The sequence below is a fragment of the Streptomyces sp. NBC_01454 genome (assembly GCF_036227565.1).
GTDB lineage: Bacteria > Actinomycetota > Actinomycetes > Streptomycetales > Streptomycetaceae > Streptomyces.
On record NZ_CP109460.1, the window covers coordinates 3,892,822 to 3,913,082 of the forward strand.

General features: G+C 68.8%; 26 protein-coding genes. 24 read left to right on the forward strand and 2 right to left on the reverse strand.

The window, feature by feature from the left end:
- The first annotated feature begins 18 nt into the window (after nucleotides 1-18).
- From OIU81_RS17145 to OIU81_RS17245, 21 genes are all read left to right on the forward strand, one after another.
- Nucleotides 19-582 (forward strand): helix-turn-helix domain-containing protein, encoded by a 564-nt coding sequence (locus tag OIU81_RS17145; RefSeq protein WP_329148791.1) that lies wholly within the window; start codon nucleotides 19-21, stop codon nucleotides 580-582.
- Complete coding sequence (locus tag OIU81_RS17150) at nucleotides 548-1,804, forward strand: PBSX family phage terminase large subunit (protein ID WP_329148794.1); 1,257 nt, start codon at nucleotides 548-550, stop codon at nucleotides 1,802-1,804. Before OIU81_RS17145 ends, OIU81_RS17150 begins: the two co-directional genes overlap by 35 nt.
- Nucleotides 1,801-1,983 (forward strand): hypothetical protein, encoded by a 183-nt coding sequence (locus tag OIU81_RS17155; protein ID WP_329148796.1) that lies wholly within the window; start codon nucleotides 1,801-1,803, stop codon nucleotides 1,981-1,983. The genes OIU81_RS17150 and OIU81_RS17155 overlap by 4 nt, the downstream gene beginning before the upstream one ends.
- Complete coding sequence (locus tag OIU81_RS17160; RefSeq protein ID WP_329148798.1) at nucleotides 1,970-3,448, forward strand: phage portal protein; 1,479 nt, start codon at nucleotides 1,970-1,972, stop codon at nucleotides 3,446-3,448. Before OIU81_RS17155 ends, OIU81_RS17160 begins: the two co-directional genes overlap by 14 nt.
- A 441-nt stretch (nucleotides 3,449-3,889) precedes the next feature.
- Complete coding sequence (locus OIU81_RS17165; protein ID WP_329148799.1) at nucleotides 3,890-6,106, forward strand: phage minor capsid protein; 2,217 nt, start codon at nucleotides 3,890-3,892, stop codon at nucleotides 6,104-6,106.
- 8 nt (nucleotides 6,107-6,114) lie between these two features.
- A complete protein-coding gene (locus OIU81_RS17170; protein ID WP_329148801.1) occupies nucleotides 6,115-6,288 on the forward strand; it encodes an Rmf/CrpP fold protein in 174 nt (57 codons plus the stop codon).
- 109 nt (nucleotides 6,289-6,397) lie between these two features.
- Nucleotides 6,398-7,033, forward strand: coding sequence for a hypothetical protein (locus OIU81_RS17175; RefSeq protein WP_329148803.1), 636 nt, complete (start codon nucleotides 6,398-6,400; stop codon nucleotides 7,031-7,033).
- 376 nt (nucleotides 7,034-7,409) lie between these two features.
- The gene (locus OIU81_RS17180; RefSeq protein ID WP_329148805.1) at nucleotides 7,410-8,426 is read left to right on the forward strand and encodes a major capsid protein; all 1,017 of its coding nucleotides are present in this window, start codon (nucleotides 7,410-7,412) and stop codon (nucleotides 8,424-8,426) included.
- 6 nt (nucleotides 8,427-8,432) lie between these two features.
- Nucleotides 8,433-8,684: a hypothetical protein gene (locus OIU81_RS17185; protein ID WP_329148807.1), complete on the forward strand. Its 252-nt coding sequence runs from the start codon at nucleotides 8,433-8,435 to the stop codon at nucleotides 8,682-8,684.
- A 5-nt stretch (nucleotides 8,685-8,689) separates the two neighbouring features.
- On the forward strand, nucleotides 8,690-9,079 hold the full coding sequence (locus OIU81_RS17190) for a hypothetical protein (protein ID WP_329148808.1): 390 nt from the start codon (nucleotides 8,690-8,692) through the stop codon (nucleotides 9,077-9,079).
- Entirely contained in the window at nucleotides 9,076-9,393 is a 318-nt protein-coding gene (locus tag OIU81_RS17195) for a hypothetical protein (RefSeq protein ID WP_329148810.1), read from the forward strand. The genes OIU81_RS17190 and OIU81_RS17195 overlap by 4 nt, the downstream gene beginning before the upstream one ends.
- The gene (locus OIU81_RS17200) at nucleotides 9,390-9,743 is read left to right on the forward strand and encodes a hypothetical protein (RefSeq protein WP_329148812.1); all 354 of its coding nucleotides are present in this window, start codon (nucleotides 9,390-9,392) and stop codon (nucleotides 9,741-9,743) included. Before OIU81_RS17195 ends, OIU81_RS17200 begins: the two co-directional genes overlap by 4 nt.
- Nucleotides 9,736-10,164, forward strand: a complete 429-nt coding sequence (locus OIU81_RS17205) for a minor capsid protein (protein WP_329148814.1) — start codon at nucleotides 9,736-9,738, stop codon at nucleotides 10,162-10,164. Before OIU81_RS17200 ends, OIU81_RS17205 begins: the two co-directional genes overlap by 8 nt.
- A gap of 25 nt (nucleotides 10,165-10,189) precedes the next feature.
- The gene (locus tag OIU81_RS17210; RefSeq protein WP_329148816.1) at nucleotides 10,190-10,675 is read left to right on the forward strand and encodes a phage tail tube protein; all 486 of its coding nucleotides are present in this window, start codon (nucleotides 10,190-10,192) and stop codon (nucleotides 10,673-10,675) included.
- Nucleotides 10,672-11,109 (forward strand): hypothetical protein, encoded by a 438-nt coding sequence (locus tag OIU81_RS17215; protein WP_329148818.1) that lies wholly within the window; start codon nucleotides 10,672-10,674, stop codon nucleotides 11,107-11,109. Before OIU81_RS17210 ends, OIU81_RS17215 begins: the two co-directional genes overlap by 4 nt.
- Before the next feature lie 293 nt (nucleotides 11,110-11,402).
- On the forward strand, nucleotides 11,403-13,760 hold the full coding sequence (locus tag OIU81_RS17220) for a phage tail protein (RefSeq protein ID WP_329148820.1): 2,358 nt from the start codon (nucleotides 11,403-11,405) through the stop codon (nucleotides 13,758-13,760).
- 5 nt (nucleotides 13,761-13,765) lie between these two features.
- Nucleotides 13,766-14,671, forward strand: coding sequence for a hypothetical protein (locus OIU81_RS17225; RefSeq protein ID WP_329148821.1), 906 nt, complete (start codon nucleotides 13,766-13,768; stop codon nucleotides 14,669-14,671).
- Nucleotides 14,672-14,688: 17 nt separating this feature from the next.
- Complete coding sequence (locus OIU81_RS17230) at nucleotides 14,689-15,792, forward strand: hypothetical protein (RefSeq protein ID WP_329148823.1); 1,104 nt, start codon at nucleotides 14,689-14,691, stop codon at nucleotides 15,790-15,792.
- A complete protein-coding gene (locus tag OIU81_RS17235) occupies nucleotides 15,792-16,622 on the forward strand; it encodes a hypothetical protein (protein ID WP_329148825.1) in 831 nt (276 codons plus the stop codon). Before OIU81_RS17230 ends, OIU81_RS17235 begins: the two co-directional genes overlap by 1 nt.
- Before the next feature lie 24 nt (nucleotides 16,623-16,646).
- Nucleotides 16,647-16,931 (forward strand): hypothetical protein, encoded by a 285-nt coding sequence (locus OIU81_RS17240; protein ID WP_329148827.1) that lies wholly within the window; start codon nucleotides 16,647-16,649, stop codon nucleotides 16,929-16,931.
- Nucleotides 16,928-17,191, forward strand: a complete 264-nt coding sequence (locus OIU81_RS17245) for a hypothetical protein (RefSeq protein WP_329148829.1) — start codon at nucleotides 16,928-16,930, stop codon at nucleotides 17,189-17,191. The genes OIU81_RS17240 and OIU81_RS17245 overlap by 4 nt, the downstream gene beginning before the upstream one ends.
- 126 nt (nucleotides 17,192-17,317) lie before the next feature.
- Here OIU81_RS17245 and OIU81_RS17250 read toward each other — a convergent pair whose 3' ends face one another.
- Both OIU81_RS17250 and OIU81_RS17255 read right to left on the reverse strand, forming a co-directional pair.
- Nucleotides 17,318-17,533: a DUF397 domain-containing protein gene (locus OIU81_RS17250; RefSeq protein WP_329148831.1), complete on the reverse strand. Its 216-nt coding sequence runs from the start codon at nucleotides 17,531-17,533 to the stop codon at nucleotides 17,318-17,320.
- Entirely contained in the window at nucleotides 17,530-18,369 is an 840-nt protein-coding gene (locus OIU81_RS17255; RefSeq protein ID WP_329155192.1) for a helix-turn-helix domain-containing protein, read from the reverse strand. Before OIU81_RS17255 ends, OIU81_RS17250 begins: the two co-directional genes overlap by 4 nt.
- A 94-nt stretch (nucleotides 18,370-18,463) precedes the next feature.
- On the opposite strand from OIU81_RS17255, the gene OIU81_RS17260 reads away from it, so the two are divergent.
- The 3 genes from OIU81_RS17260 to tgmA all read left to right on the forward strand — a co-directional run bounded on the left by OIU81_RS17260 (nucleotide 18,464) and on the right by tgmA (nucleotide 20,261).
- Complete coding sequence (locus tag OIU81_RS17260; protein ID WP_329148834.1) at nucleotides 18,464-18,871, forward strand: hypothetical protein; 408 nt, start codon at nucleotides 18,464-18,466, stop codon at nucleotides 18,869-18,871.
- Between the two features lie 601 nt (nucleotides 18,872-19,472).
- Nucleotides 19,473-19,781 carry a hypothetical protein gene (locus OIU81_RS17265; protein WP_329148836.1) on the forward strand — a complete coding sequence of 103 codons (309 nt, stop codon included), beginning with the start codon at nucleotides 19,473-19,475 and terminating at the stop codon, nucleotides 19,779-19,781.
- A gap of 174 nt (nucleotides 19,782-19,955) precedes the next feature.
- Nucleotides 19,956-20,261, forward strand: coding sequence for a putative ATP-grasp-modified RiPP (gene tgmA, locus OIU81_RS17270; RefSeq protein ID WP_329148838.1), 306 nt, complete (start codon nucleotides 19,956-19,958; stop codon nucleotides 20,259-20,261).

The following is a 20,261-nucleotide window of genomic DNA, read 5'->3' on the forward strand; positions in this document are numbered from 1 at the left end:
GCGAGGAGGTGACCGCCCATGGCGCGCCCCATCGACGACCGCGACCGCGAGCAGGTTCGCCGCCTGCACGCCGAGGGCAAGGCCCGCAACGAGATTGCCCGCGCGATCGGCCGCAGCCCCTCGACCGTGTCGAAGATTGCCGGACAGTTCGACCCGCCCCTCACGTTCGAGCGCGGCCCAGAGGTAGTCGCCGCGACCGAGGCGCGCCGCATCGACCTCGCCGCCCGCCGCGCCCAGCTCGCCGAGCAGCTGCACACCGACGCCGAGCGTCTGCGGGCGCAGCTGTGGGAGCCGTGCACCATCGGCGCGTTCGGCGGTAAGGACAACGTTTGGTCCGAGACCCGCCTCGACCGGCCCGCGTTCGGCGATCAACGGCAGATCATCGCCGCGACCGGGACGGCGATCGAGAAGTCGCTCAAGCTCGCACCCGCCGAGGGCGGCGAGGACGCTGCCCAGGTTCGTTCGATGCTCGGCACGCTCGGCGAGGCCCTTACCCGCGCAGTCGCAGACGACACCGACGACGGGGGCGCCGACGGGGGGGTGAGCGTTGCTCGACCTCGACCGCTTGCCCCTGTCCCGTAAGCAGCTGCGCAGCATCGGCCGCGCCACGGCCCGTATCAACATGTGGCACGGGTCTGTTCGGTCCGGCAAGACGATCGCCTCGCTGTTGGCGTTCGTTATCGCCGTTGCCACCGCGGGCCCGTCCGGGCTGATCATCATCTGTGGGCGCAGCCTGCAAACGATCGAGCGCAACTGTCTCGAACCCCTGCAAGATGGCGGCCTTTTCGGGCCCCTCGCCCGGCATGTTCAGCACACCCGCGGCGCGACCACGGCGACGATCCTTGGCCGCACGGTCCACCTGATCGGCGCCGCGGACACCCGCGCCGAGGGTCGCCTACGTGGCCTTACCGCGCAGCTCGCATACGTCGACGAGGCGACGCTCGTACCCGAGGGTTTTTGGACGCAGCTACTCGCCCGCCTGTCCGTTCCCGGGGCGCGCCTGTACGCGACCACGAACCCCGACTCGCCGCGCCACTGGTTGAAGACCGGGTATCTCGACCGCGCCGGCGAGCTGAATCTCAGGGCGTGGCACTTCAAGCTGGGCGACAACCCGTCGTTGTCGCCCGAGTACGTCGCCGACCTCGCCGCCGAGTACGTCGGCCTGTGGCGCCGCCGCATGATCGACGGCGCGTGGGTCGTCGCCGAGGGCGCCATCTACGACATGTGGGAAGAGTCCCGGCACGTCGTGACTGCGCTCCCCGAGATGCGCCGGCACTGGTGCGCCATCGACTACGGCACCACGAACCCGTTTGCCGCGCTGCTGCTCGGCGAGGGCGTCGACGACCGCCTGTACGTGGTCGCGGAGTGGCGCCACGACTCCCGCGCCGCGCACCGCAGCATGACCGACGCCCAGTACAGCCGCGCCGTACGCGCATGGCTCGACGGCCTCGGCATCGTGCCCGAGTGGACGTTCGTCGACCCCTCGGCCGCATCGTTCAGTACGCAGATGTGGCAGGACGGATACCCCGGTCTCGCCCGCGCGACGAACGACGTTGCCGATGGCATCCGGTCCGTATCGAGCCTGCTCGCCGCCGACCGCCTGCTCGTACACGAGTCATGCGAGGGGTTGCTCGCCGAACTCCCCGCGTACAGCTGGGACTCGCGCGCTACCGAGCGCGGCGAGGACGCGCCGTTGAAGGTGGACGACCACAGCGCCGACGCACTGCGCTACGTCGCGCACTCCACCGCCCACGAGTGGCGCCACCTGCTCACCGCGCCACCGAAGGAGACCGCCGCCGCATGACCGAGCCCACGCTCACCCTGCCCGTACAGCTCACCGTCGGCGAGCACACGGTCGAGGTCGGCGCCCTCACCCTCGCCGCCGGCGAGCAGGTGGGCCCGAACCTCGCCGCCCTGTTCCGCCAGGCCGCCGCCGCGTTCGAGGCGACCGTCGAGGAGGTGAAGCCCGATGGCTCTCCCTGACAACGGCGCAGCATGGCCCCCGCCGCAGTGGGCCCCGTACTACGCCGAGATGCGCGTCAATGACGCGTGGTACAGCGGCGATGCGCGCCGCCTCGCCCGCGCCTACGCCAATTCCCCGCGCCCCACCGACCGGCGGCGCCTGTGGGGGCGCACCTCGGGCGAGCCCCAGGTCGACCGGCGCGAGCGGCTGCATGTCCCGCTCGCCGGCGACATCGCGTCGACAAGCGCCGACCTGTTGTTCGCAGACATGCCGATGATCACTGTCGAGGACACGGCGACACAGGCACGTCTCGACCAGCTGCTCGACGAAGGCCGCGCACAACAGACGTTTCTCGGCGCCGCCGAGCAGGCCGCCGCCCTGTCCGGGGTATTCCTACGGGCCACGTGGGACCGCGAATTGGTCGACCGGCCCCTGTTGACCGTCATGCAGCCGGACGGAGCCCTGCCCGAGTTCCGGTACGGGATGCTGCGCGCCGTCAACTTCTGGCGTGAACTCCCGGGCAGCAACGATGCAACCGTGTGGCGCCACGTCGAGCGCCACGAATCGGGGCGCATCCTGCATGCCCTGTACGAGGGCACGCTCGATAACCTCGGCCGCGCCGTGCCGCTCACCGAGCACCCCGAAACGGCCGACCTCGCCGACTCCCTCGGCGACGACGGGGTCAGCATCGCCACCGGCATACGCGACCTCACCGCCGCGTACATCCCCAACATGCTGCCCAACCGGCTACACCGCGGTTCCGAAGTCGGGCGCAGCGACTACGACGCCCCGATCCGTGACCTGTTCGACGCCCTCGACGAGACGTGGTCATCGTGGCTGCGCGACATTCGCCTCGCCCGTGCCCGCCTGATCGTTCCGGACGGGTACCTACGCAACGAGGGCCCTGGACAGGGCGCGTCGTTCGACGACGATCGCGAGGTCTGGCACTCCCTGAAGATGCCGCCCAACGAGGGTGCCGGCATCACCTTGAGTCAGTTCGATATCAGGGTCGAGGAGCACCGCGCCACGGCCGAGGCGATCACCCGGCAAGCCGCGCAGGCCGCCGGATACTCGCCGCAGTCGTTCGGCCTCGACGGCGACGGCCAGCCCGTCACCGCGACCGAAGTCGACAGCCGCGACCGACGGTCGGTGGTGACCCGCCGCAAGAAGGCCGGGTATTGGCGCCACGGCGTCGCCGACATGCTGCACGTGATGTTGCAGCTTGACGCCCACCAGTTCGGCAACCGGATCACGCCCGCCCGGCCCCGCGTCGAGTTCGGCGACGGGGTCGCGGAATCGGAGCAGTCCACCGCGACCACGCTCGACCTGCTCAACCGCGCGGGCGCCGTCAGCACCGCGACGAAGGTCAAGATCCTTCACCCCGACTGGGACGACACCGCGGTACGGGCCGAGGTCGACGCGATCCTCGCGGAGACCGGAGCAGCCGCCCCCGACCCCGTCGGCACCTTCCCCATGGCCGCATGACGAATGCAGCGCTCTACGGCGAGGGAGCACCGCCGCCCCCGAAGAGGCTCACCAAGAGACGTTCAGCCCGTGCCCGAATCACCGGATCGGGGTGCGAAAGGGCGACCACGAGAAGCATGGCCAACAAGCCGAATAACGAAACGGAAAGGGCGTTTACCTGTACTTCGATTCCCATGCGGAACACCCTACCGAAGCCCCGATACAAGGAAGTTCCGCCAGCCCACGAATTGACTCTTAAAGCTTTACTGACCTGCGGTTTTACCGTCAAGCTTTAAGAGTCACCCCCGTATCAATAATGACATTAGGCCCAGGTCAGAAGGGGGCTTGATAAGGCAGAATTAGGTTCCTCGTGAGGCCCTGCAGAACGGTATGTGATTTGGATCACTTTCGAATTCGAGTGACTGAAACACCCTAAATGCGAGATATGCCGGGGGTGAATCGATGCCGATCCACCCGGGCATGGTCGAACCTCTCGCCGACCGCACACGCGACCTGTACGCCGCGGCCGAGGTACGCCTACTCGGCATCATCGCCCGTCAGCTCGCCGACGGCCTCGACGCCCCGGGGTGGGCCGAGCGCAAGCTCGCCGCCATCCAGCAGCTACGCAGGGCATCACAGGGCGTTGTCGATGAACTGGGCAAGGCGGTAACCCTCGACGTGTTCGACGTGGTCGCCGAGGCGTACAACGAAGGCCACCGGGCCGCAGTCGCCGAAATCGGCGCACTGTCCGACACCGCCCGCGCCCTGGTCGACGACGTGACGCCGAACGCGCAGGCCGTCGACCGCCTCGCACAGGAAACCGTCGACCGCGTCACCTCGACGCACCGCTCGATTCTGCGCGCCGTCCTCGACGGATTCCGCCGCATCATCGCCGAGGTCACCGCCACGCCCCTACTGGGCACCGGCACCCGCCGGCAAGCCACACAGGACGCCATGCGCCGGTTTGCCGACGCCGGCATACGCGCGTTCGTCGACAAGGCCGGCCGCCGTTGGCAACTCACGTCGTACGCCGAGATGGCGGTACGCACGTCCGTTGCCCGGGCGGCGACCGAGGCGCACATGCGCACGCTCAGTGACGCCGGTATCGAGCTGGTCATCGTGTCCGACGCCCCACGGGAATGCCCGCTGTGCCGCCCATGGGAAGGCAAGGTGTTGACCATCGAGGGGCCGACCGGCGAGCGCACGGTCGAGGTCGAGCACGCCATCGACGACGGCCGCATGATCCCCGTACAGGTCTCCGGCACCCTCGACGAGGCCCGCCTCACAGGGTTCCAGCATCCGAACTGTAGGCACTCCGTCAGCGCCTACACCCCGGGCCTTACCCGCGTCGAGGACGCCACCAGCGACCCCGCCGGGTACGAGGCTGGACAGCGACAGCGCGAGATCGAGCGGCACATCAGGAAGTACAAGAAGCGCGAGGCCGCCGCCATCACCCCCGAGGCGCAGCGCGCCGCACGGCTCAAGGTGCGGCAGTGGCAAGGCGCCATGCGCGACCACCTCACCGCGCACCCCGACCTACGACGATTGCGGCACCGCGAGCAGCCGGGCGCCTCGAACCTCCCCGAGCGCACCGAGGCAACCGAGCAGCAGCTCGACGCCGCACGCGTGTGGTCCGGCGACGGGCAGACCGTACGCGAAATGAGCGACGACCAGCTCGCCGCCGCCGAGGGTTCGCGGCTGCTCGACGACCGCGCCCGCGCCCGTATCGAGGTTGAGGCCGACCGCCGCGACCTCGACGACCTGCTCGCCCGCGTCACGCCGGGCGGCACTCTCGCTGAGGACCTGACGCAGTTCAGCGACACCGAACTCGCCCGCGTGTACCGGCACCTCGACGACGGCGACGCGTTGCGCGTCATGGCGGAGATGGACCGGCGCGACCGCGCCACCCGCCTACCGGGCGTGTCCCCGGACCTGGTCGGTCTGTCCGACCACGACCTCGCCGCCCGCGCCCGCGGCGCCGACCCGGCAACGCTTGCCCAGCTCGCCGCCGAGGCCAACCGGCGCGACCTGCTCACCCGCCTGTTTCCCAGCGGGCAACTGCTCGGCGACCTCGCCGACGTGTCCGACGACGAACTCGCGTGGTGCATGCAGTACGCCACCGCCGACGAACTCGCCCGGATCGCCGCCGAGATAGACCGGCGCGACGGCATCGAGTTACCCGCCCCCGCCGACACTGGCGATGCGGCGGCCGACATGCTCGCCGACCGCGAAGCCCTCGCCGACGCCATGTCGCCCGCGCCGGACCCGGACGAGTGGGGGCGCCTCGCCGACGACGAGACATTCGCGACCGAGGCCGCCGCCCTCGCCGTCACCCACGACCAGGAGGGGGGCGACACCGACGAGCGCCGCACGATCACCCGTCGCGAGGCCCGCGCCCTGTACGACGAGTACGTGTATCGGCAGTACCTACAGGCCGAAGACGACTGCCGCGGCTACCTACTCACCAAGAAGGCCCAGGCCGCGGGTATCAGCCCGGTATCCCTGTTCAGCGGGCCCGCACGCATCGCGTACGCGCGCGCGTCGGACGAGCTGAAAGAGTGGTGGGCCGAACACGGCCGACTCACTCAGGCCGAGTTCATCGAGAAGGCGACCGGCCAGGCGCAGCGATGGGCCTCCGGCGCCCGCAAGAACGAGTCCGACCAGCAGGGCAAGAGGTAAGGGGCAGCGTGGGCACGCGCGAGGACATCGTCAAGGCAGTCACGGCCGGCCGCTCGGCCGGCGAGCGGGGCGAGGCGCCGACCGTGTGCCCGTACCCGCACGCGTCGACGCTGCGTACCGCGTGGATTCGCGGCTACGCCGAGACGCGCCCTGTGTCCGCTCAGCCGGAGACCGCCGACTAGCACCCGCCACCGACAGCACCACCCCACGGGGCCCGCCAGGAGCGGGCCCCTTTCGCATGCCCACACGCGCCCGCCAGGAGCAGGCGCCCACCGCACCAGGAGTGCACCCATGAGCGACCCCTCGACGAGCAGCACCCCCGCCACCACGCCGCAGAGCGACCCCGCCACGACGCCGACCGGGCAGGCCCCGACCAGCACCGCGCCGACGCCGATCGCGGCGCCCGCCCCGGCACAGGGCGAAGACACCGCCGCGACTATCGCCCGCCTCGAATCCGACCTCGCCGCCGCCCGCGCCGAGGCCGGAAAGAGCAGGGTCACGGCCAAGCAGCGCGCCGCCGACGAGGCCCGCATCCAGCTCGCCCAGGACATCGGCCGTGCCCTCGGCATCACCCCGGACGGCCAGGAAGCCGACCCCGCGCAGCTGACAGCACAGCTCACCGCGTCGCAGGCGCAGGCCCGACAGACCGCCGTCGAACTCTCCGTATACCGGCACGCCGCCGAAGCGGGGGGCGACGCCGACGCCCTGCTTGACTCCCGGGCGTTCGCCACATCCCTCGACGACCTCGACCCGGCCGACACCGCCGCCATACAGGCCGCCATCGAGGCCGCCGTCACCGCAAACCCGAAGCTCGCCACCGCGCCGACCGGGCCCGCCCGCGGCGGGGCGGAGTTCACAAGCCCGCCCGCCGCTGAACAGCACCCCAAGACGCTGTACGACGCCATCGCCGCCCGTCTCGGAAATTAGGCGCCAGCCTCGTTGTCTCTCCTGCTGGCTTCCTCTGCCGGTTCGGCTTCTCCGCGCTCGCCATCGGCGGCCGTTCGGCCCAACCGCGCCCGAATCATGTCAGCGCGCGCAAGGAGGAGTTGCGCCCACGCCCTAATGATTGCGGCAACCCCTGTTAATCCGGCCGTTGTGAGTGCTGCGATCGAGGCGATCAGGCCGACCGAGCCTCCCGAACTCTGGATCGAATTCTCACTAATATGTACGTTTCCGCGACGCATCGCGTCTTCCGCGCTCTGCGGTAACTCCTCCTCACGATCTGTCGGCCGGCTCTGGCCCTCCTCCGGCGAATCCCCTAACTGACCGTCCCTCGTTTCCTCACCCATGCAAGGAGTCTCCTATGGCGATCACCCTCGCCGAGGCCAAACTCAACACACAGGATGATGTCGACCTTCAAATCATCGATGAGTTCCGTAAGTCGTCTTGGCTGCTCGACAATCTCCAGTTCGACCAGGCCGTCAACCCCGCCGGGGGTGGCGCGACCCTGACGTACGGATACACACGCCTCGTTGCCGAGCGCGGCGCCGCCTTCCGCCCCTTCAACACCGAGTACGACGTCGCCGAGGCGCGGCGCGCCCGCTACTCCGTCGACCTGGTGCCGCTCGGCGGCGCGTTCGAGATCGACCGCGTCCTCGCCAACCTCGGCCCGGCCGCTACCAACGAAGTCACCCTTCAGATGGGGCAGACCATCAAGAGCGCCAACGCGTTCTTCGCCGACCAGGTGATCAACGGCGAGCGTATTCCGACCCCGAACGGCGAGACCGGTTTCGACGGCCTCGACGTTGCCCTCGCCGGTAGCGCGACCGAGATCGGCGCCACCACCGTGCACGACTGGACCGGAGAAGCCCTCGGCGACGACCGCGCGCGAGCGAACGACGCTCTCGACCTGATCGACGAATTCCTCGGCCTGCTCGACGGGACCCCGTCCGCGATCCTCGGCAATAAGCAGACCATCGCCCGCGTGAAGTCCCTCGCCCGCAGGGCGGGTTACTACACCCGCAGCGAGGACGCGTTCGGCCGCACCATCGACGGATACGACGGCATCCCTCTTATCGACCTCGGCGCCAAGGCCGGCACGAGTGACCCCGTGATCCCCGTGGATGTTCGGCCGATCGCCGCAGAGGAGGACGGTGAGGCCGCCCCGGTCGCCGGCCTGTCCGACCTGTACGCCGTGCGCCTCGGCCTCGACGGTTTCCACGGCGTGACCACCACTGCGGGCAACCTGGTGCAGCAGTGGCTGCCCGATTTCTCGACCGCCTACGCCGTCAAGCGCGGCGAGGTCGAACTCGGCCCCGTCGCCGTCGCACTCAAGGCCACCAAGGCCGCCGCAGTGCTGCGGAACATCAAGGTCCGGTGACCTGAGTTGCGTTACGAGATCACCGCGCCGGACGGGCGCGAGGGCATCGTCGCGGGCATCGCATTCACCGACGGCCGCGCCGTCGCCGAGAACCCCTCACCGGGGGCCCTGCTGTACTTCCGGCGCCATGGCTACACCGTCACCCGCCCCGACGTACCCGACTCCATCCCCATCGGATTCGCGGCAAACGAGAGCGCCGCCCCGGCCAAGCCTGCCCCGCGCCCGCGCGGCAAGCAGCGCAGCAGCAAGGAGGAGTAGCCGCCATGGGCCGAACCTACGCCACCCCCGAACGACTCTCGGCGTGGACTGGCAACCCGGCCCCGGCGAGCGCCGAGCGGCTGCTCGCCCGCGCCAGTGAGGACGTGGACGACGCCCTACTCACGGCCGTATACGCCACCGACAGCGCCGGAATGCCGACCAATCCCGAGGTCGCCAACGCCCTTGGCGATGCCACCTGTGCCCAGGTCGAGTACCAGCTCGCCACCGGCGACGACGGCACGGGCACGGCCAGCCGATGGGACTCCGTCAGCATCGGCTCCGTAAGCCTGTCCGGGCGCAAGGACACACCGACGGCACCCGGCGAGGTCGACCTCGCCCCCCGCGCACACCGCGCCCTCACCCGCGCCGGCCTGCTCCCGGGGGTGATCTGGTGAACGTCCCCACATGGCTCTTGCCGCACCGCATCACCGTCGAGCCCTACCTCGGCGACAGCGCGTACGGCCAGCAGTACGGCCCGCCCGTCGAGGACGTGCCCGCCTTGGTCGCGGAGACGATCCGGACCGTGCGTGACCGCGAGGGACGCGAGGTCACCAGTACCGCGCAGATCATCGCCGAGCCCGGCCTCGACTGTCCGGCCGAGTCACGGATCACCCTCCCCGACGGCCGCACCACCAAGGCGATCAGCGTCGCCCACCACACCGCGCCAGGGCTCCCCGTACCGCAGTCAACGGAGGTGAGCGCCGAATGACGCAGCGCGCCCGCCTGCGATGGCACGGCGAGCAGGCCCTCGCCGGCACCCACGCCGGGGCCGTGCGAGGACTACGCATCGCCGCCGAACACGTCCTCGCCGCGTCCCGCCGAGTCGTTCCGATCGAAGAGGCCACCCTCGAACGCTCCGGCGTCGCGAGCGTCGACGAGTCGCAGCTCAAGGCCGGCGTTTCCTACGACACCCCGTACGCGGTCAGACAGCACGAAGAACTCAGCTACCGGCACGATGCCGGCCGCAGCGCGAAGTACCTCGAACGGCCCCTCACCGAGCAGGCCGGCGCGGTCGCCGAGATCATCGCGGCGCAGCTGCGGAGGTCGTTGCGTGGCTGACCTCGACCCGCTCGACGGCGTCGCCCGCCTGCTCGACGGCCGCGGACTGGTCACCTACGACCCGACCGGCACGGCCGGTGACCTGTTCGTCGAGATCATGCCGCCCGCCCCCGATGCCGCGGTCGCCCTGTGGCTGTACGACGGCGCCGCGCCCGATGCCCGCAACGCCTACGACACCCCTCGCCTACAGGTGCGCGTACGCGGCGGGCCCGACCCGCGCGTATCTCGCCGCCGCGCTCACGCGATCTACAGCGCACTTCACGGCCTCGCTGGGCGAGAGCTACTCGACGGGACGTGGCTTGTCCTCGCCGCCGCACGCGGCACCCCGGCCCCCATGGGCCCCGATTCGTCCGGCCGACACGAACACGTCGTGAATTTCGACCTCGACATCGGGGCGCCGACCACACACCGCGCCAACTGACAACAACAGAGAGAGAGTTCCCCACATGGGACGACCGATTGACGCCCGCGGATGGGTGTTCGAAGTCCTCGACCAGTCGCACGCACACCACAAGCGATGGCTACCGATCGAGAACCTGACGAGCTGGTCGCACAACGCGAGCGAAAACGAGGAGACCGCCGAGACGACCTCTTTCGACTCGGCAGGTTGGTACGAGCAGGACGTTATGCAGCGTGGCGGACAGATCGAAGTCGAAGGGCAATGGGCCCTCGACCCGGCCACCGGCCGTCAGGCCGAAGGACAGGCGTACGTCGACCGCTATTGGGGGCAGCGCCTCGGCATCGACTCCCGCAACCTCATCCGGTGGCGGCACGACTCCCAAGACACATGGGTCATTTGGGAGGCGACCGTCACGCCGGACAAGTCCGAGGGCGAGGTCAACGACAAGACCAGTTGGACCGCATCGTTCACCCAGTGCGGCCGGCCGCGCTACGCCCCCGCCTTCACCATCTGCGCCGAGGAGGCAGCGTGAGCGACCAGCACACCCGCCAGGTATCCGACTTCGACGAGTTCTTTGCCGAGGAGCAGGCCACCGAGCCGCGGTTCGGTGCGGTCCTGCGGCTGTACGGGCGCGAATACGTGCTCCCCACGTCGCTCCCGCTCCTTTTCACGCTCCAGATGGAACGCGTCAAGCACAGCAGCGACCCCGACGACATCCGCCGCCTGCTCTCTTCCCTGTTCGGCCCGCGTGCGCTGGATGAGTGGGCCGAGAACGGCATGCAAGACGATCAACTCGGCATCGTCCTTATCTGGTCCGCCGCCAACAGCCGCGAACCCGGATGCCTGTCGATGCGCGAGGCGGCCGAGCTGTATTACGAGCGCGAGGCCGACCAGGAGGGCGAGCAGGGAAAAGCCCCGCGCCCGACCCCGGCGACGATCAGGGCCGCTTCTGGCAAGCCGTCCTAGCCAACTGGAGCGCGGTCGAGGCTGACCTCGCCCGCGAATACCACCTCACCGCCGCCGACCTCGCGCAGACGAGCACCCGGCGGTTTCTCGTACTGGTCGGCGGATTGCCGGCCGAGGCGGCATTCCGCCGCGCGTGGGGGCGCACCCCGCGCGCAGTCACCAACCCGCGAGAGATCGCCGCGCTGACCGGCGCCCCCGTCTGACGACGGGTGCGCCCACAACTGCATACACAACAGAACAACAACCGCACCACACAACTGCACACATAACTGAATAAGTGGGGTGGCCTGCGCATGGCGCTCAACATTGGCGAGCTGGTCGGAACCATCGACCTCGACGCTTCCGGCGCCGATCGTGGCGTCGCGCAGGCCAACCGCGCCCTACAGGGTCTCCAGCGGTCCGCCGACGGCCGCCTACGCGATGTGCGCGGGCGGTTCGTCAGCGGTTCTGCCGCCCTCGGCGCGGCAGTCGGCAACGGCATCGCCAACGGCACGAACCAGGCTCGTGGGGCGATCGACGAACTCGGCGACGCCCTCGCTACTGGCGTTGCGGCCGGCGCCGACCAGGCACGCGCCAGTGCCGCCGGCCTCGGCGATCAGGTCGGCAACGAGATCGGGGGCGGCGCCGAGCGGGCCCGGAGCGCGCTCGGCGCGCTCGGCCCGGCCCTCGCCGTACTGCGCACGTCCACGATCGCCCTGTCGGGCGGCGCGCTCGCCGCCGGCGGCGCCCTCGTTGCGATCCCGGCCCTGTTTGCGGGCATCGGCATCAAGGCCGCCGCGTCGTCCGAGCAGGTCAAGAGCGCTTTTACCGGCCTCAAAGATCACGCCGTCAAGCAAGTACAGGCCATGGTCGGGCCGATCGAGAGTCAGCTCGTGTCCATCGCGGGCAAGGCGCGCAGCGCGTTCGACCAGATCGCCCCGAGCTTGCAGAAAGCATTCTCCGCGGTCGCCCCGCAGATCGGCACTCTCGCCGACGGCGTGCTCAGCATGGTGCAAAAGCTCGCGCCCGCGCTCGCGAATGCCGTCGGTTCCGCGGCGCCCGTGATCAAGGCGATAGCCGGCGGCCTGTCCTCACTCGGTACGGGTCTCGCCGGATTCTTCCAAGGGATCTCGACCGGCGCGGCCGGCGCGGCCCAGGGGCTTTCGGGTCTCTTCGCGGGCGTCTCGCAAATCCTGCCCGCGCTGGGGAAGCTGATCGGCCAGCTCGCGCAAGCGGGCGGCCCTGTGCTCTCGACCCTCATGGGGGCGATAGCGCCGCTTGTCTCCCAGCTCGCCGGAGCGCTCGGCCCCGCGCTGGCGCTGCTCGGCCCGCCCCTGCAAACGCTGATTAGCGCGCTCGGCGCCGGATTGCGGCCGATCGTCGCCGCCCTCGGCCCCGTTCTGTCGGCCGCGGCCGGCGCGCTCGGCCAGCTGGTGACCGCAGTCTCCCCCCTGCTCCCGATGATCGGGCAACTCGCCGCCGCGCTGCTGCCGGCGCTCACCCCGATTCTGTCCGCGGTCGGCGCGATCTTCGCCCAGCTCGCCCCCGTGGTGAAGCAACTCGGCACCGCCCTGATGACGCTGCTCGCCCCGATCCTCGCCCAACTGCCCGTGATCGTCCGCCCAATCGTGGGGATCTTCACCACGCTCGCCAAGGGCGTCTTTCCGGTCCTGTCGCAGTTGATTAAGGCACTCGCCCCCGCACTGGGAACCCTCGGCAGCGCGTTCGCTCAAATCATGGTCGCGCTCAGTCCGGTACTCACCGCGCTCGGACAACTCGTTGGCAGCGTCCTCAAGGCCATCATGCCGATTTTGACACCCATCATTGGCCTGATCGGCAAGCTCGCGAGCATCCTCGCGAACGTCCTCGCCAAATACGTAACGGGCATCGTCGTGCCCACACTCAAAATCCTCACGAGCCTGTTGCGGGGCGACTTCTCCGGAGCCTGGAACCAAGCAAAAACGCTCGTTGGGAACGTCGGCGAATTCCTGCACTCCCTGTTTCTGAAACTGGGCGTGTGGGTGATGATCGGCATCAACAAGGCCGTCGCCTGGATTAAGGGATTGCCGGGGCGCGCCATGAGCGCACTCGCCCCGCTCGCTGGCCAACTGTGGACATCGGCAACGAATGCGTTTAACCGGTTCTATCTCGCGATCATCGCGAAAGCCGGTCAGGCTCTCGCCTGGCTACGCGGACTGCCCGGCCGCATGGTGTCGGCACTCGGCAACCTCGGGTCGTTGCTGGTCAACGCAGGCCGGGACGTGGTGCGCGGCTTGTGGAACGGCATCCAGTCCATGGGTAGTTGGCTGCGCTCGACCCTCACCTCGTGGGCGAAGAACCTCATTCCCGGCCCCATCGCTAAAGCGCTCGGGATCGCGTCGCCGTCCAAGGTCATGGCGCGCGATGTCGGGCGTTGGATTCCTGCCGGCGTCGCCGCCGGAATCGCCTCCGGGCAAGGCGCGGTCGAAGGCGCCATGCGCCGACTCGTCCCCGTCCCCGCCGTCCCCGCAATGTCCCCAGCAGCAGCCGCGGGCGCGGCCGGATACGGCAGCAGCGCATATGGACGTAGCGGCGGGCCACTGCTGCATATCGAGAACTTCCACAACGCCGCCGGTCACAGTCCGGACCAGACTGCCGCGGCCCTCAATTGGCGTATGAAAGCGAGGGGTTAACCAGGATGGACCGCACAACGATCGATGCCGCCGGTATGGCTGAGGGGATGGTGCCCGGACAACTCCGTTACGGCGAGCTGCTGCTCGGCGCCGGCACCCCCTATCGGTGGCGCAAGCTGACGGGCTGGGAGGAATTGCCCCCGCAGGATTCCGGCAACGTGCCGCGCTCGGGGGCCCACGGTGCGCACTTGGGGCGCCTGCTCGCCCAGGTGCGGACCGTTGGACTTGAGGAGGTGATCGTTCGGGCCGAGGCGTACCGGTTCGGCGCGGTCGTCGACACGCTGAATGCCGGGACCCCGCTCGCCCTCGACGAGATACCGCTCCTGGTCCACCTCGACGACCGCGGCCCCCTGCTGGCATGGGCACGGATCACCAATCGGAACGTGCCCGTAGAACTCGGGTACTCCGTCGGAACGGTGACCGGCGGCGCGCTGGAGTGGGAGGCCACCGACCCGCGCCGCTACACCCCCGCCGTGCAGTGCGCCGAGACCGGACTACCCGAACCGTGCCTCTCCTGGCACACCGCCCCTGTCACCGGCGCCCGGCGGGGCGCACCAGCGAGTACGGGCGACGTGACCGCGTACAACCTCGGCACGGCGCCATCACATCCCGTGATCGTCTTCCGTGGACCGGTCGACACCCCGGCCCTGATCAACCGCACCACGGGCAAGCGGCTCGAATACCGCGTCGCCCTCGATCCGTGGGAAGAACTCACCGTCGACACCTTCGCCGGTACGGCCATCCTCCCCGACGGCGAGAGCCTGCTCACGCACGCCAGCGAGGCGAGTTGGCCCGAGGAAGAGTTCACCCTCGACCCGGGCAAGAACATCCTCGAATTCCGGGGCGCCGCTTCCGTTCCCGCCGACCCGCGCGCCGCCGTGTCTCTGCGTTGGCGCTCGGCCCACTGGTGAGAGGGGGGAGCGCATCCATGGGAACCCCCGCGTACCGCGTCCTGGTGTGTGATCTGCGCAGCGACGCCCTGCTCGACGTGCTGCCCGTGACCGAGGTCAGCGTCGAGGACTACATCGGCAAAGCCGGGTCGCTCCATGCCACCGTGCCGGTGCCGAACCGAGAAATCGCCGACCGTGTGCGCCCCATCCTGCGCGGCGGCCGAACGGCCCTGTGGGTCGAACGCGACCGCGACATCTGGTGGGGCGGCATCCTGTGGTCAAAAACCCCCAAGATCGACGAGCGCGGATACGCGTCCTACGAGATCCAGGCCGGCACTTTCGACACCTACCTCGATCACCGCCGCCTGTTCGAGTCGCTGCGCGCCGAGAACATCGATCAACTCGACATCGCCCGGAACCTCGTCGACTACGCGCAGAGCCTGCCCGGGGGCGACATCGGCATCGCGTACGACACCCACCTCTCAGGCATCAAGCGCACCCGCAGCTACAGCAAGCACGACCAGACCCCCATCCGGGAACTGCTCGACAAGCTCGCCGCCGTCGAGGATGGGTTCGAGTGGCGCATCCGGTGCGACCGCACCGCGGACACCGGTCGGCGCCGCAAGCTGCTCGAACTCGGGTACCCGCGCATCGCCCGCGGCGAGGCCGACATCGTGCTCAACCACCCCGGGCCCGTGCTCACCTACGAGCACCCTGAGGACGCGACCACCGTCGCCAACGTGTGGCAGGCCCGCGGGGCCTCGAACAACAACAACCAGGCTGCCGAGAGTAAGCCCCTGCTCTCCGAGCTGCTGGTCGACGAGCAGGCCCTCGCCGACGGATGGCCGCGCCTCGACGGCGCCAGCGATCACAGCAGCGTGGACGACGCCACCACCTTGGGCCAGTACGCCCGCGGCGAGGCCGCCCACGCGCGCCGGCCGCAGGTGATTCCCGCCGTGACGTGCCGCCTCGACCAGGGCGTCACCCCCGATCTGATCGGCCGCACGGTGCGCCTGCGTGCCCGCGACCTGCTGTACCCCGATGGCTACGACACCCGACACCGCGTCGTCGGCATCACCGTCACCCCGCCCACCCGCGACAAGGGCGAAACCGCCACCCTCACACTGGAGGCCGCCGCCTGATGGCTACCGTTCCTAACGACCTGCTCGACCGCATCCGCGATCTTGAGCGAAAGGTGCGCGAGCTTGCCGGCCGCGCGCAGACCCGCCCCGCAATGGACGAAATCCGCGAGGGCGACGTAAAGATCACCGAGGGCGGACAGCTGACCGTCACCCCACCCGGCAAGGACTATTCAACGTTCACCGTCGGCGAGTGGCCCGACGGGAGTTACGGCACCGTGCTGCGCCGTTTCGACGGGAGTTTCGCGCTCACCGTCGAGGGCGAGAAGGAAGACCGCGGCACCTGGCGCCTCTGGTCGCGTGACCTCGCCTCGCCCGACCGCATTCTCGTGATGGACGACCGGCACAGCGACCGATTCCTCGGCCGCCCGTGGCTCCCCCTCGGCCTCAATCCCACCGCCGACCAGAGCAGCACCTCGGACCAGTGGCGTTACGCGTGGGTCGGGGGCGCCCCCGCACACAACGCCGTCGCCGTCCTGAAGCTGTCCACCCTCGCCGAGACCGGGGGCACGGTCCGCGTACGGATGCTGCCCGAGGGCGGGAAGCCCGTCACCGTCGACGAGTGGGAGGTACCCGCGGGCAAGTGGACCGCGCGCACCATCCAGCGCCCGCTACACGGGGTCGGATTCCTCGACTACCTCGGATGGCAGATCGAGCACCGCAGCGCCAAGGCACGCAAGCCGGTCGAGACGCGTCTGTTCGCCGCCCACGGCCGCAACACTCTCGCCGCCGCCGAGGCACCCGACGCCCCCGCGGGCGAGGCCGCCGACGCCAGCAGCAAGCCCGACCCCCGCCTCGCCGTCGAGACCGACGACGACCAGGCCGCCAAGTAACCCACCGAAAGGGAGCCCCCGCCCATGTCTGACGCCGCCCGCCGCACGGCCCGCACCGTCGTACAAACCGTTCTCGGCCTCGCCGCCGCGCTCCCCCTGATCATCAACGCATCCGGCGTCCCGCGCACCGCCGCCGGGGTCGGTGTGGCACTCGCCGTCGCCGCCGGCCTCACCCGCGTGATGGCGCTCCCCGCCGTGCAGAAGCTGCTGCCCAAGTGGCTGCGCACCACCGCGCCGGATACCGGCCCCGGCAATGGTGGCGAGCAGCCGTCGACCCCGCCGGCCGCGAACGACGGGGGCGGTATGTGACTGGACCTGACCCGGTCGACATCGCCCTCGAAGTCGCCCAACTCCGCGGCAGCGTCGAGGCCGGATTCGCCAGGATCGATACGCGCCTCGACGGCCGTTACGACCTGCTCGCCCAACGCCATGACCAGGCCGAGCGCCGCCTCGACGAACACGACAACCGCCTCGACCAGGTCGAGCAACGCCTCTGGCCTTTGCCGGGCGTCGCCGCCCTAGTCGCCCTTGCTTCCCTCTCCCTGTCGGCATGGGAAGTCATCCGCTGAATCACACAACGCCCCCTGTACGGCCTGCTCATGGGCCGTACAGGGGGCGCTTTCTGCGTTATCTGCCACAGGTCAGACGGCGTCGAAGTCACCACGCTGCATGCAGATGACCGCCGGACCGAGTGCTCAAACAGCGCCGAACTCTCCGGCCTTGACGCCCGCCACGAAGGTCGAGAACGCGTCGGCGGGGAAGTCCAGAACCGGGCCATGCGGGTCCTTGCTGTCACGGACGGGGACCACGCCGCGCGAAGCGATAAGGTTTGCGGCGACCTCGATGCATGATCCGCCGTTGCCGCTGTAGGAGGACTTGAACCAGGTGAGGGGTAGGGAGTCGGTCGTCACGGGGTGCCCTTTCGTACCTGCTCTATCGTGGCCACTGATTCCGCCTGGGAAAGCGCTTCGGCCTGTAGTTGATGGTAGGCCCTCACCAGCGGCAGTACGGATGTGATTTCCCTGTCCAGCTGCCCGTTGGTCTCGGACTCAACGTAGGACATGACGGAGCGGTCGGGCAGGGTCAGCAGATTCACCAGCCGGTTGAACGGGCGGCGCTCGCCTATGGCGTAGGGGGCCAGCTGGAGTGTGGTGTCCGGCTGGTCAGCGAACTCGATCAGCCGGGCCAACTGTCGCTCCATGACCTCGGCGCCTCCGATCGGCCGCCGGATACAGCTCTCATCCAAGACCACGATCACCATGGGCGGATTGCGCCGCACCAACGCCGCTTGCCGTTCTGCCAGGAACTCAACCCGCTCAGAGGCTTGTTCGGGGCTGAGCGTGCCCCGCTTCACGTTGCCCTCTTCCATGGCTCTGGCGTACTCCGGTGTCTGGAGCAATCCAGGAATCACCCCTACATCAAACAGCCGGATCTCTGCCGCGCGAGCCTCCTGCCCCAGGTACTCCGGGAACCCTTCCAGCAGACTGCCGTTCCGGATCTCCCCCCACGCGCGCTCAAAGGACTCTGCGGTCCCTGTGAGTCCGAGGGCAGTGTCTAAGCTCCGCGAGAAACGGCGAGTTGGCGGTTTGCGGCCCGTTTCGACTGCTGAAATATGCCTGCCTGAGTAGCCCACCCGCTCAGCCAACTCGTCCTGCTTCCACCCACGTGCCTCCCGCGCGCTGCGCAAACGCGCGCCGTAGGCCGCTTGGGGTGAGGTGTTCGGGTTCAACTCCTTCAGGTTTACCAATGTGCCCTCCGTTTCTGGAACGTTGAAGACAGCCTGACTGTAAGCCACCCTGAGTCGCCCTGGTAGTGGAAGCACTACGGAGAGGAGCGGGCCCATGGCCGCCCCAATGGTTCGAACACCTCATCAGGCCACAAACGACGTACGTGTACGTCTGGACGATGCCTTACGCCGAGCTGGATTCGACGCCGCGCCGTCGATGGTGACGAGGGCCGAGGTGGAGGGCGTCAAGGTCAACCGGGTTCGCATCCCGGCGTTGTCGCTCACACAGGCCCAGTGGCTCGCCAGGAAGCTGGGAGGCCAGGTGACGAGGAGCGACCAGCCGACGGCGAGTGCCGTCCGGAAGGAACTTGACGGGGCTCTGCGGGCGGCCGGCGTGATCGTGCAGCCGTCGACTGTCGTGGTGACCACCTCGTCCAGCCGTCGGGAAAACCGGCTCATCCCCCCGTCTCTGTCCATTGGCCAAGTTATCCGCGTCGCGAAGATCCTGGAGGCCCACCAGTGAGCGGCAGCACCGACGACTTGAGCGAGAAGAACCGCCAGAGGAACAAGGAATCGTCCAACGGTTCTGATGCGGGCAAGAACACCGGTCGGAAATGGTAAAGACTGTGCGCTGCCCCATAATGGCCACTCACAACATGCAGCAGCTGAGTAGATCGGCGTACAACTGCGAGGAGCACGGCGTAACTGTCGTGCTCCACAACAACTCGCCCCTTGAATTCCCACCCCACCCCCGGCCCGATACACGAGGCTCCCCCTTTCACGGCCGCCCTGCCCCTGATGACCCGGTGTATATCACCAAAGGCAAGGGAGAGCGGTACCACGAAATTGACAGCTGCTACACCCTCGGCAGGGCCAACCAATCGCCGGAGGTCGTTGTCGTGTCCCGAAGCATGGCGGAGCGAGATGGCCGAACCCCCTGCCTCTCCTGCTCCAAGAAGCCCTAACCCCTACGTGCCGCTGCGCCGTCACCTCGGCGCGGTGCACGCAAGACCCCGCCCCCTGCTTTGGTCGACCGGTCGTGTCCATCCCCCCGACACGACCTCCCAAGACAGGGGTGCGGGCTCCATCCGCCGTGTCCCCTCTCTCACGGAAGCACACAACAGATGGATCTAGGACCGGTCGGCCGCGATTACTGGTCAAACAGCGACAGGGAACAGGCCGAAGATAACGCCAGTGAGTTCGTTAGCGCACTCCGGCGCCTCGGTATCGACTTTCCCGATATCGAAATCAAACATCCGTGCAACGATTGCCGAAATCCGGGCACCGATTACAGAATCAATATTGGGGCGATGTCCGTAGCCGAAGCTGCCGACTTTGCCGCAAAGGCCGACCAGGCAATGGATCAACTCGCCCAGTATCGGAAGCTGTACGGCCCCCTCAAGAAGCCAGCAACCGAGGACGGCGCGAGCTAGCCATCTCCAAGACTCCGCCCTCTGCCGGGCTTTCCGGAGACCTCACCGCCGCAAGCCCGGCAGGGGCGGGACAGACCTCATCGGGTTGCCTTCCCTGGACAGCGGCAGACCGATGGGGAGCAAGAAGCGACCCCAGCCAAGTTAGTCAGCCTCAACAAGCGAAGGGATTTACCCATGAGCGCCACACAGACCTTGGCCCACCCCCGCGAGGCGTTCCCCCTGGCGCCCGAAGGTGGGCGCGTCCCCCACAGTGCCGAGCACCCGTCCGGGCCGACTAGCCGCCCGTGGGTCCTCCGCTACGCCCAGACGCCCGACGCCACACAGGCCACCCCGCTCCCCGCTGCCCTCTATGACGAGGAACTGCAACTCTCCATCGGCGTCGACACCGACCTCCTGCCGTTCATGCAGACCCACAGCCCGACCATCCCGGATGGCAGCACCACCAACCCCCCGCCCCTCGACGAGGGACCGAAGGACTGA